This is a genomic window from Pedobacter duraquae (genome assembly GCF_004362245.1).
Lineage (GTDB): Bacteria > Bacteroidota > Bacteroidia > Sphingobacteriales > Sphingobacteriaceae > Pedobacter > Pedobacter duraquae.
In genome coordinates this window covers 250640-266437 of the sequence record NZ_SNWM01000006.1, presented here as the reverse complement: position 1 = coordinate 266437, position 15798 = coordinate 250640, and the positions used below count along the sequence as shown (strand labels likewise).

The window sequence follows — 15798 nt, the reverse complement described above, 5'->3', positions numbered from 1 at the left end:
GTGTAAAAGTATATACCTTTGGCGCGATATGAATTGGTACGAAGATGAAGTCTCAGGACTTGAAAAAGCACACATAAACGATAAAACTGATCCAGGAATTGTTTTTTATGGTAGTTCGTCTATCCGTGTATGGGGCACTTTAAAAAATGATTTTGCAGACAGGAAAGTAACCAACCTTGGTTTTGGAGGTTCCACTCTTGCTGCCTGCGTATGGTTTTTTGAACGCATCATGGTGGACTACAATCCACAGGCATTGGTTTTTTATGCCGGCGATAATGATCTTGGGGATGGCAGGCATCCTGAAGAAGTATTTATATTTTTCCAGCAGTTAATGGTGCAGGCCAAATCCAGATTTGGCAACCTCCCATGCTATTTTATATCATTGAAACCCAGTGTTGCCCGGTGGCATCTGGCTGAACAGTTTAAATACACCAATAACCTCATAGCAGCCGAGATTGAAAAATCAAACAGCAACTGGATTTTTATAGATGTTTTTAGCAGAATGCTGGATCAGTCAGGTAGGCCAATCGTTGATAATTATCAGGCTGACGGATTGCACATGACCGACAAAGCGTATCGCTTGTGGACGGAAATTATTGAGCAGGAACTCGTTAAATCATTACCATTAGTTAATACCTAAGTAACACATTGCGGCTATCTTTCTTCCAGATCTCAGCATAATGAACAGAGAATACCACAAGTGGTTTAGTACTAGTCTGCAGCGCGACATGGAATTGCTCGTTTTTGGGCATAGTGGCCGTGCGGTTCTCTTTTTCCCGACACGTATGGCGAGGTTTTTTGATTACGAGATTTGGGGAATTATCGAAGCGCTGAAGTCAAGAATAGACAACGGTGAGCTCCAGCTATTTTGTGTGGATAGCATCGACCGGGAGAGTTTTTACAATGAGGACGTTTTCCCTTCGGTTCGGATGGATAGGCACCTTCAATACGAGCAGTACCTTATTGGGGAAGTATTGCCCTTGATAAGGCAAAAAAATGATGGCGATTTTATTGAAACTGCGGGCTGTAGCATGGGCGCATATCATGCCATCAACCTTGCATTAAAATATCCATGGTTATTTAAGAAATCTGTAGGCATCAGCGGGAGATACGATTTGACCGACAATCCCGGGGATTTTAAAGATCTTTTAAATGGCTTTCATGATGAGCAGGTTTACCTCAATATGCCTATACAATACCTTGCAAATCTCAGCGAAGGAAATCTTTTGGATGCAGTGCGGCAAATGACCATTATCCTCGCTGTAGGAGAAACAGACCCATTTTTATCCGGCAATCAACACCTTACCAGGCTGATGTGGGAAAAAGGCGTTGCCAACGAATTTCATATCTGGGAGAGCAACGCTCACCGGCCATATTTCTGGAAAAAGATGCTTCCTTTATATCTTTAAAGGTAGTTCACATAACGTTCCTTAAAACTGCCGTCGGCATACAGATCAATCAGCCCATAACCGGGAGCTGTCTCCCTCCTATTCCCATTCCACCAGGATCCAGAAACCGCACCGTTACATAGATAGGTAACATTGTTATAAACAACCTGATCACGCATGTGCAGGTGACCGCTTAAACAGAGCTTAACATTAGGGTGCCGATAAAAAAGGCTTATTATTTTTGAGGTATCAGTATGCATATCGCCGCCCAGCATTGTCCATTTGTTTACGATATCATCTTCAATCATCAACAAGGCAGTCAGTATAGGGATATGCGACATGACCAGGACTGGCATTTTTGAATCTGTTGTTTGAAGTTCATTTTCCAGCCAATGAAACTGTTCGTCGCCGAGCTTACCGATATACCAGGTATTATCAATATCAAGGTGGGTGCTATCTAGCATAATAAATTTCCATCCACTTTTGATAAAGCTGTAATATGGCTTTGTTAAATGAAGTTTATCAATAGCGTATTTTTTGCCGTAAAAAACATCAGCTTTACTGTCTTCATTCCACCAGATATCGTGATTACCCAAGCAATAGTGAACAGGTAAGCTACATTCGCTTTTCATGGTATCATCAAGTAATTTCCACTGGTCATTTATCGTCTGCAGGCTTTCTTTATTCATATCGAAAACCACATCACCACCATTTAAGATCATATCGACACGTGGTGACTGCTGCTGAACATGATGCAGACATTTTGAAAATTTAGCGGGTGCACCAAGGTCATTTTTCAGGTGTACGTCGGTTATATGTGCAAGACGCAGCACTGGGGTAGCAGCGTTTGAATTAGCACCAAAGCCAACAGCAGGAAGTAATAACAAGCCTCCAAGGTTTTTTATAACGGAACGTCTTTCCATTTTTAAGAAGAATATCGCGCAATTTACAAATACAGTATATCCTGAATATTAATTTTAATTTACTCCTATATAAAATGGGAATGATTGATGTATTTGAAGAATGAGTTAGCTAGGACAACAGTCCGAAGTACTCAGAAATAAAGGAAAAATCTTCAACAAAAATGAGGAGCGCCAGTTTTCCGGCTTTTATTTTATTTGGCAGATATCCGAAGTATTTTTTGAATGCATTGGTAAAATGTGTGGCATGTTTATATCCTACTCTGCCGGCAATCTCGCTGATCGTCATTTCCTCCGTAATCAGCATGGACTTAGCTTGCTCCATTTTATACTGATTTAGATATCCGTATACGGTTTTACCGAAAGCAGCCTTGAAATTACGTTTGAGGTTAAATTCGTTAGTTCCCACCAGGTGGGCTAAGGCTCTCAATGACAATAGCTCACCGGTTTGACGGATCAAGATGCCTCTCACTAATTCCATTCTTTCTACTTCTTCTTTTTTCAGATGCGCTGTGGTACTGGCATGATCAGGAATTTTCTCAAATTGGGAGATTTGCAAAGCCAATAGCTCTATCACCTTTGATTCAAGTAGCAATTGATCGCAGAATGCACTTTCGGCAGCATGAGAAAGACGTTGTAAGATTGCGTTGATTTCGGGTGTGATATGCATATTGGTTGGCAAAAGCGCTATCGGCATTTCTGCATCGCCAGGCATCATTAACGTACGGTATGCCGGATGATCATTTAGCATATAACGTTTTAAGAAAGTTGCACTTAGGTTGATGCATAGGATTTCGTCGTCCGGGGTACTCATGAACATCCTGGTAGATTTTGACTCCAAACGACATAGGTTATGCTGCTGGGCGCCGATATTTCTGGAAACCATCCCATCCCCTCGTTTTGTGAAACTGATATCTCCTTTTAAAACAAATATCATCTGAAAGGTTTCTTCTTCTTGATCACCCGGATAAGACATACGGATTTCTATTCTGCTTCTATCTTCAGTATCGACCGCGTAGCTCACTGCCGTGGCTTTATGGAATGAGAATACATTGTCTGGCATCAGATCAGATTCTCCCTTTAGCGTTATTTCTACTCCCGATTGCGTCATATTCAGCTTCTATCTTTGCAGCGAAGTTAGTCTTATTAAGACTTATTCTAAAGTATTATTTAAAAAACTGTTAATCAATGAAACACTGTTTACTCCTCTTTATATTTTTCTGTTTAACTAAAATAGCATCTGCCCAGTTGGGCAACCTATCTGGAAAGGTGACAGATCACAACCAGAAACCAGTTTCTGGTGCTACGGTAGAATTGAAGGAGCTAAACAGAAAGACAATGACCGATGATAACGGAAATTATGAGATCAGATCGATGGTATATGGCTCGTACACGCTGAATATAAGTTCAATCGTGACAGAATTTAAGAGCATGAAAATCAAGATCGCAGGATCTTCAGAACGCATCAACATCAGTGTTAAAGATAGAAGTCATAGGGAACTGGACCAGGTTACTGTTCAAGGTAAGACAGAAAAAAGAAAGATAGAAACTTCGGGCTTTTCGGTTAATGTAATAGATACCAAAGAAGCATCATTAAGAAATTTGCAGACCAATGAACTGTTAAACAGGACAGTTGGCGTTAGGGTACGCCAAAGCGGGGGACTGGGATCCAGTGCTACCTATAACTTAAATGGCATGTCGGGACGGGCAATTGGTGTTTTTATAGACGGTATAGAGATTTCCACATACGGATCATCTTTTAACCTGAATAATATTCCACCGGCGCTTATAGAGCGAATAGAGGTTTATAAAGGTGTATTACCGGCACACCTGGCAGGAGACTTCCTTGGTGGGGGGATCAATGTTATCCTCAAAAAAGGCGGGATGCGCAACAACTTGATTGCTTCGGCATCTTATGGCTCATTTAACACCCAACAGACGGACTTAAGTGGAACATACCGGGATCCGAAAACCGGTTTAACGCTACGGGGATCCGGTTTTTACAGTTACTCTGATAACGACTACGAAGTTCGTGGGAAATTTGTAAGAAATGAATTGCCTAACGGGCAAATGGTTGAGACCCGCGGAAAAAGATTTAATGATGCCTATAAGTCGTATGGCAGCCGGTTCGAATTGGGTTATACAGACGTTAAGTGGGCAGATAACCTGATGTTGAACTACAACATTTCAGACACTTATGATGAAGTACAGCACGGTCAGTACATGAGTCGTCCTTATATGGGTAGGTTTTCAAAATCAAAAGCCCAGGTATTTGGTGTGGATTATAGGAAAAATAACCTGCTACTGGAGGGGTTAAACTTTACTTTTAATGGTGTTTATAGCGACAGAGAGCAATATATCCAGGATACGGTAAGCTATAGATATAACTGGAATGGAGAAAAAGTAATTGGAATCCGAGGTATTCCATTGCGCACATTAACCGGAGCGCAGCAGGGAGCACCCACCATGAATACCATCAGCAGGCAAATTGCTACGCTAAGAGCCAGCCTGAGTTATAACATCGCAGCTAACCACAAAGTGGTTTTCAACCATATGTTTTATGTTGTTGATCGTCAGGATTCTGATGAGCTGAGAACTGTATTGGAGCGAAATTACTTATCTACCAGCGATCTGACAAAAAACGTTTCTGCTTTATCTTATGAAATGGAGGCTTTTGATCATCGGCTGAGGACTAATTTATTTGCCAAATATTATCAGCAGAAAATTGACAGGATGGATCCCGTTCAGCAGGTTGTAAATGGCCAGCCCACTCGGGTAGAACGTGTTACCAGCGATAACAGAAATACTACAGGCTACGGGCTGGCGGTGTCATATTCTTTGAAACCTAATTTCGTTTTGATCGGTTCGGCAGAGAAAGCCGTAAGGATGCCCGGAGAGCAGGAGATATTTGGTAACCAGTCTGACAACGTTATGGCCAACCCCTCCATCAAGCCTGAAATCAGCGATAATCTAAATCTCGGATTCCGTGCCGGAGCATATCAGTTTGATGCACATAGCATCTCTATTTCGGGTTCTGGTTTTATACGGAACACGCAGGATAAGATTGTTGCACTATCCAGCGACAGAAGTGTAACCAATATGGAGACTACCAACAATGTAAATCTTTCGGGCGTGAGGTCCATAGGCTTCGAGGCTGAGCTGAATTATATTTATCGTAAGCTGAATGTTGTGCTGAATATGTCGAAGTTCAATGCTTTGCTTCAGGACAAAGCGTCTCTGTTTGATGGCAAGCAAATTCCTAATGAACCCTTCTTTACTGCTAATGGCAATGTTCAATACCGTTTCAACAATGCGCTGCAGAAGAAATCGGTGCTGAATGTATTTTACAACTTTGGCTATGTACATCCGTTTGAAACAATCTGGCAGCTTAAACGAGATGAGTTTAATGTTACCCCTACCCAATTTATCCAGGACCTGGGAGCGAGCTACAGATTCCCGAACCAGAAGATGGTCCTGAGCTTTGATGCCAAGAACATTTTTGACAAAGAAGCCTACGATAACTTCGCAGCCCAGAAACCCGGAAGAGCATTTTATTTAAAATTCACCTACAACATAAATAATTTCTAAAATCAAATCGAAACATAACATGAAAAAGCAATTCTTAAAACTCCTGATGTTTGGAGCGTTTGCAACAGCGGTAACCGTTACTGGCTGTTCTAAAGACAGTGAAACAACTACTCCGGAGGAAAATCTTGGTGATGCAAATCGCTGGATTACTGTTTCCGGAGCGTTGATGGGCACTACGCCTGGTGATGGTAATGGCGGCACAATGGTTTATTCGGTAAGCGTAACTGATGCCAAAAACCCTGACAAATCAATCAGTGTATATGACAATGGTTTTCCGGTAAGATCACAACGTACTGCTCGTTTACAATCTTCTATCGATGGTAGCACCTTATTCAATATTGCATACACTGGTCCTAATGGAGGAGAATTTTCTAAATATAAAGTGAACGGTGGTGCCAGCTACACTGAATTGGCTGATAAAGTAAATATTTCAAGTTATGCTACTGCATCTCCGAGATGGGTAAAGTTATTTGACAATGACCAAACAGGTATTGCTGTAAATGTTTCAAATGTGAAGATCACCACTGAAGCAAATGGAACAACCTACAGATATGCCCGGGGCACATCGACTGTCTTATCGTTAAACTTACAGGCTGCAGGCATCAAAACCTATGAGCAGTATGAGATTCCATTGTCTACTGCCGAAGAAGCACAAGGTTTTTATATCGGCCGTTTAGATGCACCAGTATTGAATAAAGCAGGAGATAAACTGATCATCGGCGCTTCAAAAAGTAAATATAACCCGGCAACTGGCCTTACTGACAATACAGGTGCTGTTAAAATCGGTGCAAAATCTGTAATTGTTGATTATCCTTCGTTGAAAAATCCAAAGCTGATCAATTCTACAGTTAGTCAGGGTAACACGAATGGTTACCGCAGCTTCAACGCATTTTTAGGTGAAGACGGGAACATTTACCAGGCAACACAGAATGGAACTGCAGGTTCTCATATTCTTAAAATAAACCAGAGCAATGAATATGACAATTCTTATGTATTCAGTTTAGATGCAGCACTGGGTGTAACAGGAACATATGTTGAGGCCTGGAGATATGCAGGAAACGGAATCGGTTATGCCGTTTATAGTGTAGCCGACAAAGGTGGTTATATTGCCCGCCTGGACCTTAATGCGCGCACTGCAACTAAAGTAGCTATCCCTGACGATGCCGATTTGAGCTTTAACCAATATCAGGGCTTTGTGGTAAACGGAGACGAAGTATTTGTAGCAGTAACTCCTGTTGGTAAAGATGGTAACATCTACATTATGAACAGCAGAACAGGTACGCTTACCAAAGGTGCCAAGTTGGTTAACAAAGCTGGAAATCACTATATCGGTGTATTCTAAAATCTTTAAGCTATTGTTTTGAATGAGCGGGTTCCTTTTTTGAGGGCCCGTTTTTTTTTACGCATAAATTAAATCATTTATTTTATCTAAAATTGTGATGCTGAACACCTACAAACTTTTCAGTGATGATGCTTATTCTGCTGATCACGGTGGTATATAAATGGAATGGATAGAAACGAAAGCACCACGACGAATCTAAAAACTAAGCAACATTTCGAGATCCTTGATGGATTACGGGGAGTTGCTGCACTGGCTGTTGTAACTTTTCATTTTATGGAATGGATTTATACTGACGCCAGTAAAAATTTTATCGGTCATGGTTTCCTGGCCGTAGATTTTTTCTTCTGCCTTTCGGGATTTGTGATTGGTTATGCGTACGATGATAGGTTGGCAAAAATCGGGATTCTCGAGTTTTTCAAGTCAAGAATCATCAGGCTACACCCGCTGGTCATTGCCGGCTCATTGCTAGGCCTGCTGGCCTTTCTATTTGATCCATTTGGTGGTCATCCAGAACTGTACAGTACTGGAAAAATTATACTCACATTTATCTGTTCTGTCTTACTCATTCCATTGCCGGTGATTGCCGACCGCGGATTCAACCTGTTCAGCTTTAATGCGCCATCCTGGTCATTATTTTGGGAGTATATTGCCAATATCGCCTATGCGTTTGTACTTTATAATATACGCCGCAGCTACCTCTTGTTGTTGCTGGTAATTTCGGCTATTGCTATCTGCTATGTAAGTTACCGATCCGGTAATTTGTTGGGTGGCTGGAGTGGTCCAACTTTCTGGGACGGTTGTACACGGATTTCGTATTCGTTCTTAGCGGGTCTGCTGATTTACCGTTCCAACTGGATCATCAAAAACAAACTGGGGTTTATAGGTATTAGCGTGCTATTGATCCTCGCTTTTGTGATGCCCTTTTCGAAATGGAACTGGTTATCAGAACCTTTCATAGTTTTATTTTACTTTCCATTGCTGATTGCTTTAGGCGCGGGCGCTATTTTAGCCCCTGACTTGAAAAAGCTTTGTCTATTTTCAGGAAAGATCTCCTATCCCCTGTATATGACACATTATGTAGTGTTATGGATGTTTGGCAACTATTACAACAGTCATAAGCCGGGTTTAATGCAACTGGCTTCCATAGTCATCACTGGCCTGATTTTGTTAACCGGAATAGCTTATTTAGTGATGGTATTTTACGATATCCCGGTAAGGAAATATTTTAGTAATATGCGGGTGAAAAGCAACCCCTGACTTAGTAAAAAATTCTACGCCAGCGGATCAAAGTATGTGTCAGGGTTAGCTTGATTAAAAATATCAGTCGCCTCGGCCAGGCGATAAAAAAAGTCCAGAAAACAAAAAAGCCTTACCGGACATGGTAAGGCTTGTATTTTTGCTCCCTCTGCTGGGCTCGAACCAGCGACCCTCTGATTAACAGTCAGATGCTCTAACCAGCTGAGCTAAGAAGGAGTACTGGTTATCCGAAAACGGCTTCTGGAAGTCTTTAAAGTTGATATCCTTCGTTCGTTTTGGGAATGCAATATTAGGGGTTTTAATTTATTTATGCAATATTTGCAGTGAAAAAAATAAAAAAAAATTTTAACTAATTTATATGAGCCTGATAATCATAGGAACTGTAGCTTTTGATGCTATTGAAACTCCCTTCGGAAAAACGGATAAAATAGTCGGCGGAGCCGCAACATATGCAAGTTTAGCCGCTTCTTACTTCTACGATAAGGTTAAAATTGTCGGAGTTGTGGGTGATGACTTCCAAAAAAAGGACATCGACCTGTTAGACACACACGGCATAGATACCGAAGGATTACAAATCAAAGCCGGAGAGAAATCATTTTTCTGGTCTGGTAAGTATCACAATGACATGAACAGTCGCGATACATTGGTTACCGAGTTGAATGTTCTTGCAGACTTTGATCCTGTGATCCCTGAAAGCTATCAGGATTGCGAATATCTAATGTTGGGTAACCTTACTCCTCAAATTCAGCAAACCGTTATCAAAAGGCTTAAAAACAAACCAAAGCTGATTGTTCTGGATACAATGAACTTTTGGATGGATGTAGCGATGGATGATTTATTGGAGACCATTAAGCTAATTGACGTCTTAACAATTAACGATGCTGAGGCACGTCAATTATCTGGCGAGTATTCTTTAGTGAAGGCTGCTAAGAAAATACTGGAGATGGGTCCAAAATACTTGATTATTAAAAAAGGTGAGCATGGTGCATTGCTATTTCATGAAGATAAAGTATTCTCTACGCCAGCATTGCCATTGGCAGAGGTTTTTGATCCGACTGGTGCTGGTGATACTTTTGCCGGTGGATTTATCGGATACCTCGCAAAGGTAGGAACGATTAACTTCAACAATATGAAAAATGCAATTGTTTACGGTTCAGCCCTGGCATCATTCTGCGTGGAGAAATTTGGTACAGAAAGAATTTTGAATTTATCAGAAGCAGAAATTGCTGAAAGAATTAAGGAATTTGTCAGCCTGAGTTCTTTTACAATCGAAAACTAAAAACTTACAGCAGCTCAGCAATGAGCTGCTGTCTTATACTAGAGCTCCCACTACCACAAATTTCTCAAATACGGAGGCAGTATGTGGCGCATCACCAATTTCTTCAGTAAGGTCCTGCCCTGCCCAATGCTCATAATGCTTACCGTTCCTCCACAACCTGCTTTCGGTAACATCGTAGATTATGCCAAGATAGGCAACCCAAATTTCTGGTTTGTCCTGCCCGTTTCGAAGCGCGAGCTGCTGTTTGGTATAGTTAAGCATTTAAGCGGATAATGGTGATTGTATATTGAATAAAGATCAAAAATAGCTTTTTGACCTTACTAATCAGCTTTCATTTTCGCACAAAAAAAGCGCTTGCTTATAGGCAAACGCTCTTAACAGATAGATGTGTATATTTCTAAACGATATCCGCACCAAGAATATCTTTAGAATATGTTTTTAAATATTTCTTAAGGATTTGACGTGCTACATGAATCCTTGTTTTTACTGTTCCAATAGGTATCTCTAACATTTCAGCAATTTCATGATATTTATACCCTTCAAAATATTTCATGAAAGGCACATAATATTCAGGCTGAAGTGTAGACAATGCTTTGTTGATATCGCCGATAATGAATTTACTATCACTGGCATTTTTTGTAGCACTATATCTTAAGTTAGATGAAGAGATTTCGTCTGACTGCGTGATCAATGAATTTGTTTTAACCAGACGTCTATAATTGTTGATGAAAGTGTTCTTCATGATGGTAAACAACCACCCTTTTAAATTAGTACCTTCTTTAAATTTGCTATAATAAGTTACAGCTTTCAACATCGTATCTTGAACCAAATCATTGGCATCTTCAATATCTTTAGTAAAATTTAAAGCGAATGACTGAAGGGAGCCCGAATGGTTGTTTAACTGGAGATTAAATTCATTTTTGGTCATAATGTTTTAATTTTAAGGGTTAAGACTAACAAGAAAGGAATAAAGTGGCTCTCCTTAAATGTTTAAATCTGTCTGTTAATCCTTATACAAGATATGTACCAAAGAAAAGGGACGTGACTAAAACGAACAAAATCAAACTGATAATGAACAACTTGAGACCATTGTCACAAAATATTTACTTCCCGTTCCAGGCGAATACCAAATTTGGCCTGTACTGTTTCAATAATTGTTTCTGAGAAATTATACACTTCAGCACCAGTAGCCCCACCATGATTGACTAATACCAGCGCCTGGTTTTTCCAGGTACCGGTATGTCCGGATACCATTCCCTTAAAACCACACGCCTCAATCAGCCATCCTGCAGCCAGCTTAACCAGCCCTTGCCCGGCAGGATAATGTACAACATCTGGAAAAGCATCAAGCACAGGGACAAAACTAGCCTCATCGATTACTGGATTTTTAAAAAAACTTCCCGCATTACCAATGGTGGATGGATCAGGCAATTTCGATACCCTGATTGCTGAAACAACAGTAGAGATATCAGTTATTGTAGGCTCGAGAATTCCACGTGCTTTTAGTTCGGCAGCTATTGCTCCATACTGGATATTGAGATTAGGAACTTTACTTAGGCGATAACACACACTTGTTATGACATACTTGCCTTTATATTCATTTTTAAAAACACTCTCCCTATAACCAAATCGGCAATCTTCATAAAAAAAAGTACGAATATCACCTGTAGCAATATCAATTGCTTCGCAAGAATAGAAAACGTCTTTCAGCTCAACACCATAGGCACCGATGTTCTGGATCGGTGACGCGCCAACAGTACCAGGAATCAGACTCAGGTTTTCTATGCCTGCAAAATCGTGCTTCACACAAAACAAAACCAGATCATGCCACTTCACACCCGCTCCGGCGTTAACAAACACGTCATCTCTGCTCTCTTTTACCTCGATACCATGGATATTCATTTTAACTACAAGCCCATCAAAATCCTTTGTAAATAAAATATTACTCCCACCACCAACAATAAGCAATGCTTCAGTACGAATTTGAGTGCTATTTAGCAATTCGTGCAGATCAGCTATTGAATTGATCTCAGCAAAATACCTGGCATTGACATCAATAGCGAATGTGTTGCTACTTTTAAGTGATTGGTTTTCTTTTATCAAAGGATTCATAGTAACTCCGTTAAAACTTTAAGCAAAGATAAATGTTATGCAGGGCAATAAATATCTTAAAGTTTGTTTAATTTTTTTCATAATTTACGTGTCGATTGTACCCAGACAAGAAGGGAAGCGGGAACACTCGGGGATAATTAGTATGGAAAACCACGACAAGAAAAAACTATTGATCATCAGTGCTGCGTTAAAAAGATTTGCGCATTACGGACTTGCAAAAACTACTATGACTGAAATAGCGAAAGATATTTCATTCTCCAAAGCACTTTTATATTATTATTTTCCTGACAAACTGAGTTTGTATGTAAGTGTGATCGAAAATGTGATGCACACCATTAGCAAAGACCTGTTAAAATCTGTTGAGAAAACTGCGACTTGCACCGAGGGAATCCTGACTTTATTACAGAAACGTCAGGGATATATCCAAAAATATTACAATCTGATAGAATTCACTAAAATGGCAGGTCCGGCAGAATTACCAGCAGACTTACTGGAGAAATTCAATAGGGCCAAAGATTTTGAAATGAAAATCATTGTAGGCGTATTCGAACGCGGCGTTTCATCGTCAGAACTTAAAATTGATGATATTCAAGTCACTGCGGAAATTTTCGTTGAAGCATTGACGGGCATTCATTTTAATATCTTAAATAAAGAACGCAAGATTTTCCCTACCAAAGATCAGTTCAAGCAAATCTTCTTCAAAGAGAAAAAGTTTGCAGAAATCTTTTTATCGGGATTAAAACCAAATTAATCAGTCATAAAATTGTAATATTAATCATTTAGCTCGTTAAATTTGCTGATCCAATTTTCTGTGTCGTATTTTTGACCTTACAAATAAAAAAGTCAGAAAGTAAAACAGTAGAATGGTAGAGACAGATAAAAAGAGGGAGCTGATTATTGAGGGGGCTATAAAGCGTTTCATTCATTTCGGCATTAATAAAACAACGATGAATGAGATCGCAGATGATCTCTCGGTTTCAAAACCGTCCTTATATTATTATTTCCCCGACAAGAGCAGCTTGATTCTTGGTGTTGTAGATAAAATTTTCAAAGACTATTTCGAAGCGTTAAGCAAAGTATATCACCGTGACGCAGCACTTGAAGAGACATTGGTTAATTTCATCAATACTGGCCATCATTACTTCCAGCGGTATTACATGCTGCATTTAAGTGGCGGGAGCCCAGATTCTTCGTTAAATTCTCCTGAACTCCGCGAGCATATCGTAGCTATGAAAGGAAAAAGCCTGGAATTTCACGGTCAGATTTTTCAAAATGCCATAGACAAGGGTGAAATTAAAGCTATTGACGTGCCTAAAGTAACTGAACTGTATTTGGCTAGTCAGTCAGGCATCACCTCTCTATGTATTATGCATGGCAATAAAGAACTTTTCCCTAACAAAAAGGACTTGAAAGACATGTTGGATAAGCAGATCGCTTTATCCGGCATTTTCATTAACGGTTTAAAAAAATAATACTCCAAAACAAATAAGAATGAATCAAATCACTAAATCGATAAGACTAACCTCGCTCATACTTCTGGGGTTACTGCTATCAAACCTAACCTGGGCACAGCAAAGGCTAACTTTGAAAGAAGCCGTAACCTACGCTGTACAAAACAGCGTGAATGTGCGTAAGGCTAAGCTTGATATTGATGGCGGCCGTTACAAAACGGAAGAAATCAGAGGCCAGGCGCTACCACAAATAACTGGTAATGGTTCACTTACTTATAACCCGATCATCGGGCAGTTGGTAGTTGGCGACATGAGTTTCCAGCTCGGACGTAACTGGAATGCCTCCGCAGGTGTTCAGTTGAGCCAGCAACTGTTTAACCAGACTGTATTTACAGGCCTGAAAGCTGCGAAAACCAGCGAAAGCTATTACAACCTTTCGGCAAATCTGACTGAAGAACAGGTAATAGAACAAGTAGCTAACGCTTATTATCAGGTACTCGTAAACAGGCAGCAGCTCAATGTGATTGATACCAATATCAAAAATGTCAAAATCATTCAAAAGATCATTTCCAATCAATATCAAAATGGATTAGCCAAGAAGATTGATGTAGACAGGATCAAAGTAAACCTAACCAATCTGGAAACGCAACGCGAGCAAACGATAAATGGCGTTAATCAACTGGAAAATCAATTGAAATTCTATATGGGCATGCCGGTAGCAACAGAGATCGTTCTTCCCGCAACAGAATTGACCGAGGTGCAGTCATCGGAAATTTTCCCTGACAGTCTCAACATGAAAGGCAGAACTGAAATGCAGTTATTGGATATTCAAAGAGAACTATTGGTATTGCAAAGAAAAGCCTACCTTTCTGAATACTACCCAAATCTATCCCTGACAGGAAACTATTCTTATACCGGGCAGAGCGATAAATTTGATCTTTTCAAAAGCAAAAACAGCACAGCATTCTGGTATGATGCTTCGGCAATCGGTATCACGTTAAAAGTTCCTATTTTTAACGGATTCATCACCCGATCTAAAGTAAGACAGGCTAATGTTGATATCCTGAAGGCTGATGAAGACAGAAGACAAACATCAAACTCGTTGAATCTGGCTTACGAAAATGCAAAGATCCAAATCAGGAACAGCATCAACACCATCAATTCTCAACGTCAAAATGTTACGCTTGCTCAGGAAATTTACAAGAGCACACAAAACAACTACAACAATGGATTGGCAGCATTGACAGATCTTCTGGATACCGAAAATGCATTAACTGATGCGCAAAACAGCTATACCCAGGCACTGCTTAATTACCGCATCGCCGAAATACAATTAATCAAATCAAACGGAAATATAAAATCACTATTAAAATAGACATGAAAAGAGTAATTATCATAATCGTAGTTTTAGTTGTTGCCCTTGGCGGGATTTATCTCGTGCTTACAAACAACAAAAAGAAAAATGCCGAGAAAACTGCATTCATTGCTGAAGGAAGTGGTGCTATTTCCGTTCGTGTAGCAGATGTAGAGAAAAAAGTTGTCGACTTAGATTTCAGCGCTAACGGTAACTTCATTCCTAAAAAAGAGATCGACTTCTTGTCGGAAAATGCAGGCCGCGTTAAAGCTATCTATGTTGAAGAAGGTGATCGTGTAACCAAGGGTCAGGTATTAGCTCGTGTTGATGCCGAGATTATAAATACCGACAGAGAAACTGCCGAAGCAACCTATCAGAATGCATTGAAGGATGAAGCTAGGTATCAAAGTTCTTTCAGCACTGGTGGAGTAACACAACAACAGTTAGATCAAGCAAAATTAACTACCAGAAACGCAAAACTGCGCTTACAGGCATCGCAGAGAAGGCTAAGTGATGCAAACATTAAATCTCCAATCAACGGAATAGTAAACAAAAAATATATTGAGGTCGGTGCATTTGTGAATACCCAGGGCACTAAACTATTCGAATTAGTTGATGTTTCCAGCTTAAAGTTGAGAGTCAATGTGAATGAATCACAAGTGGCCAACCTTAAAGTTGGAGATAAGATCAACATCAAATCGTCTGTATTTCCAAGTGACAAATTCTCCGGAAAAATAACTTTCATTGCTTCTAAAGCCGACGAGACCCTAAACTTTCCTATAGAAATTGAGGTAGCAAACAACAATAAAGGCAGCTTAAAAGCAGGGATGTACGGAACTGCCGTATTCAATTTCCCTCAACAGGCACCAAGTATCCTTATTCCACGCACTTCATTTGTAGGTAGCGTAAGCAGCAATCAAGTTTACATTCTGGATAAAACAAACAATACTGCAAAAACCCGAACTGTAGTTTCAGGTCGTATTTTGGGCGAGAATGTAGAAATCCTTGATGGACTAAAAGAAGGTGAAACCGTAATAACAAGCGGTCAAATCAATTTGGCAAACGGCATGGCTGTTAGTGTAGTGAAATAACACCTTACGAAATAAT

15 protein-coding genes and 1 tRNA gene are annotated in these 15798 nt (G+C 40.1%); 10 read left to right on the top strand and 6 right to left on the bottom strand.

Annotated features, from left to right (window positions below; all coding sequences use genetic code 11):
* The first annotated feature begins 28 nt into the window (after nt 1-28).
* Nucleotides 29-640 (top strand): GDSL-type esterase/lipase family protein, encoded by a 612-nt coding sequence (locus tag CLV32_RS20805; RefSeq protein WP_133558883.1) that lies wholly within the window; start codon nt 29-31, stop codon nt 638-640.
* A 40-nt stretch (nt 641-680) separates the two neighbouring features.
* Nucleotides 681-1409, top strand: a complete 729-nt coding sequence (locus CLV32_RS20800; protein WP_166641999.1) for an esterase family protein — start codon at nt 681-683, stop codon at nt 1407-1409.
* Here CLV32_RS20800 and CLV32_RS20795 read toward each other — a convergent pair.
* The gene (locus CLV32_RS20795) at nt 1406-2311 is read right to left on the bottom strand and encodes a metallophosphoesterase family protein (RefSeq protein WP_133558882.1); all 906 of its coding nucleotides are present in this window, start codon (nt 2309-2311) and stop codon (nt 1406-1408) included. The genes CLV32_RS20800 and CLV32_RS20795 overlap by 4 nt on opposite strands.
* A 109-nt stretch (nt 2312-2420) precedes the next feature.
* Nucleotides 2421-3419 carry a helix-turn-helix transcriptional regulator gene (locus CLV32_RS20790; RefSeq protein ID WP_133558881.1) on the bottom strand — a complete coding sequence of 333 codons (999 nt, stop codon included), beginning with the start codon at nt 3417-3419 and terminating at the stop codon, nt 2421-2423.
* A gap of 77 nt (nt 3420-3496) precedes the next feature.
* Here CLV32_RS20790 and CLV32_RS20785 point away from each other — a divergent pair, with 77 nt between their 5' ends.
* The 3 genes from CLV32_RS20785 to CLV32_RS20775 all read left to right on the top strand — a co-directional run bounded on the left by CLV32_RS20785 (nt 3497) and on the right by CLV32_RS20775 (nt 8495).
* Nucleotides 3497-5896 carry a TonB-dependent receptor gene (locus CLV32_RS20785; protein ID WP_133558880.1) on the top strand — a complete coding sequence of 800 codons (2400 nt, stop codon included), beginning with the start codon at nt 3497-3499 and terminating at the stop codon, nt 5894-5896.
* 19 nt (nt 5897-5915) lie between these two features.
* Entirely contained in the window at nt 5916-7238 is a 1323-nt protein-coding gene (locus CLV32_RS20780) for a hypothetical protein (RefSeq protein WP_133558879.1), read from the top strand.
* 165 nt (nt 7239-7403) lie between these two features.
* Nucleotides 7404-8495, top strand: a complete 1092-nt coding sequence (locus CLV32_RS20775) for an acyltransferase family protein (protein ID WP_133558878.1) — start codon at nt 7404-7406, stop codon at nt 8493-8495.
* 142 nt (nt 8496-8637) lie between these two features.
* On the opposite strand, the gene CLV32_RS20770 is transcribed toward CLV32_RS20775, so the two are convergent.
* Nucleotides 8638-8711 (bottom strand) — tRNA-Asn (locus tag CLV32_RS20770).
* A gap of 142 nt (nt 8712-8853) precedes the next feature.
* Here CLV32_RS20770 and CLV32_RS20765 point away from each other — a divergent pair.
* Nucleotides 8854-9774 (top strand): PfkB family carbohydrate kinase, encoded by a 921-nt coding sequence (locus CLV32_RS20765; protein WP_133558877.1) that lies wholly within the window; start codon nt 8854-8856, stop codon nt 9772-9774.
* Nucleotides 9775-9807: 33 nt separating this feature from the next.
* Here the strand turns inward: CLV32_RS20765 and CLV32_RS20760 are convergent, their stop codons facing one another.
* From CLV32_RS20760 to murB, 3 genes are all read right to left on the bottom strand, one after another.
* Nucleotides 9808-10035 carry a cytochrome b5 domain-containing protein gene (locus CLV32_RS20760; RefSeq protein WP_133558876.1) on the bottom strand — a complete coding sequence of 76 codons (228 nt, stop codon included), beginning with the start codon at nt 10033-10035 and terminating at the stop codon, nt 9808-9810.
* Between the two features lie 136 nt (nt 10036-10171).
* The gene (locus CLV32_RS20755; RefSeq protein ID WP_133558875.1) at nt 10172-10702 is read right to left on the bottom strand and encodes an RNA polymerase sigma factor; all 531 of its coding nucleotides are present in this window, start codon (nt 10700-10702) and stop codon (nt 10172-10174) included.
* 164 nt (nt 10703-10866) lie between these two features.
* Complete coding sequence (murB, locus tag CLV32_RS20750; RefSeq protein ID WP_133558874.1) at nt 10867-11886, bottom strand: UDP-N-acetylmuramate dehydrogenase; 1020 nt, start codon at nt 11884-11886, stop codon at nt 10867-10869.
* A gap of 142 nt (nt 11887-12028) precedes the next feature.
* On the opposite strand from murB, the gene CLV32_RS20745 reads away from it, so the two are divergent.
* The 4 genes from CLV32_RS20745 (at nt 12029) to CLV32_RS20730 (ending at nt 15782) form a co-directional block, all read left to right on the top strand.
* Entirely contained in the window at nt 12029-12637 is a 609-nt protein-coding gene (locus tag CLV32_RS20745; protein ID WP_133558873.1) for a TetR/AcrR family transcriptional regulator, read from the top strand.
* A gap of 112 nt (nt 12638-12749) precedes the next feature.
* Complete coding sequence (locus CLV32_RS20740; protein WP_133558872.1) at nt 12750-13358, top strand: TetR/AcrR family transcriptional regulator; 609 nt, start codon at nt 12750-12752, stop codon at nt 13356-13358.
* Nucleotides 13359-13377: 19 nt separating this feature from the next.
* Nucleotides 13378-14712 (top strand): TolC family protein, encoded by a 1335-nt coding sequence (locus CLV32_RS20735; protein WP_133558871.1) that lies wholly within the window; start codon nt 13378-13380, stop codon nt 14710-14712.
* Between the two features lie 2 nt (nt 14713-14714).
* Nucleotides 14715-15782 carry an efflux RND transporter periplasmic adaptor subunit gene (locus CLV32_RS20730; RefSeq protein WP_133558870.1) on the top strand — a complete coding sequence of 356 codons (1068 nt, stop codon included), beginning with the start codon at nt 14715-14717 and terminating at the stop codon, nt 15780-15782.
* Nucleotides 15783-15798: the final 16 nt, after the last annotated feature.

Bases quoted from the DNA above. Each gene is read 5' to 3' on its own strand.
- CLV32_RS20805 (WP_133558883.1), top strand. From the start codon at position 29: ATGAATTGGTACGAAGATGAAGTCTCAGGACTTGAAAAAGCACACATA.
- CLV32_RS20800 (WP_166641999.1), top strand. From the start codon at position 681: ATGAACAGAGAATACCACAAGTGGTTTAGTACTAGTCTGCAGCGCGAC.
- CLV32_RS20795 (WP_133558882.1), bottom strand. From the start codon at position 2,311: ATGGAAAGACGTTCCGTTATAAAAAACCTTGGAGGCTTGTTATTACTT.
- CLV32_RS20790 (WP_133558881.1), bottom strand. From the start codon at position 3,419: ATGACGCAATCGGGAGTAGAAATAACGCTAAAGGGAGAATCTGATCTG.
- CLV32_RS20785 (WP_133558880.1), top strand. From the start codon at position 3,497: ATGAAACACTGTTTACTCCTCTTTATATTTTTCTGTTTAACTAAAATA.
- CLV32_RS20780 (WP_133558879.1), top strand. From the start codon at position 5,916: ATGAAAAAGCAATTCTTAAAACTCCTGATGTTTGGAGCGTTTGCAACA.
- CLV32_RS20775 (WP_133558878.1), top strand. From the start codon at position 7,404: ATGGATAGAAACGAAAGCACCACGACGAATCTAAAAACTAAGCAACAT.
- CLV32_RS20765 (WP_133558877.1), top strand. From the start codon at position 8,854: ATGAGCCTGATAATCATAGGAACTGTAGCTTTTGATGCTATTGAAACT.
- CLV32_RS20760 (WP_133558876.1), bottom strand. From the start codon at position 10,035: ATGCTTAACTATACCAAACAGCAGCTCGCGCTTCGAAACGGGCAGGAC.
- CLV32_RS20755 (WP_133558875.1), bottom strand. From the start codon at position 10,702: ATGACCAAAAATGAATTTAATCTCCAGTTAAACAACCATTCGGGCTCC.
- murB (WP_133558874.1), bottom strand. From the start codon at position 11,886: ATGAATCCTTTGATAAAAGAAAACCAATCACTTAAAAGTAGCAACACA.
- CLV32_RS20745 (WP_133558873.1), top strand. From the start codon at position 12,029: ATGGAAAACCACGACAAGAAAAAACTATTGATCATCAGTGCTGCGTTA.
- CLV32_RS20740 (WP_133558872.1), top strand. From the start codon at position 12,750: ATGGTAGAGACAGATAAAAAGAGGGAGCTGATTATTGAGGGGGCTATA.
- CLV32_RS20735 (WP_133558871.1), top strand. From the start codon at position 13,378: ATGAATCAAATCACTAAATCGATAAGACTAACCTCGCTCATACTTCTG.
- CLV32_RS20730 (WP_133558870.1), top strand. From the start codon at position 14,715: ATGAAAAGAGTAATTATCATAATCGTAGTTTTAGTTGTTGCCCTTGGC.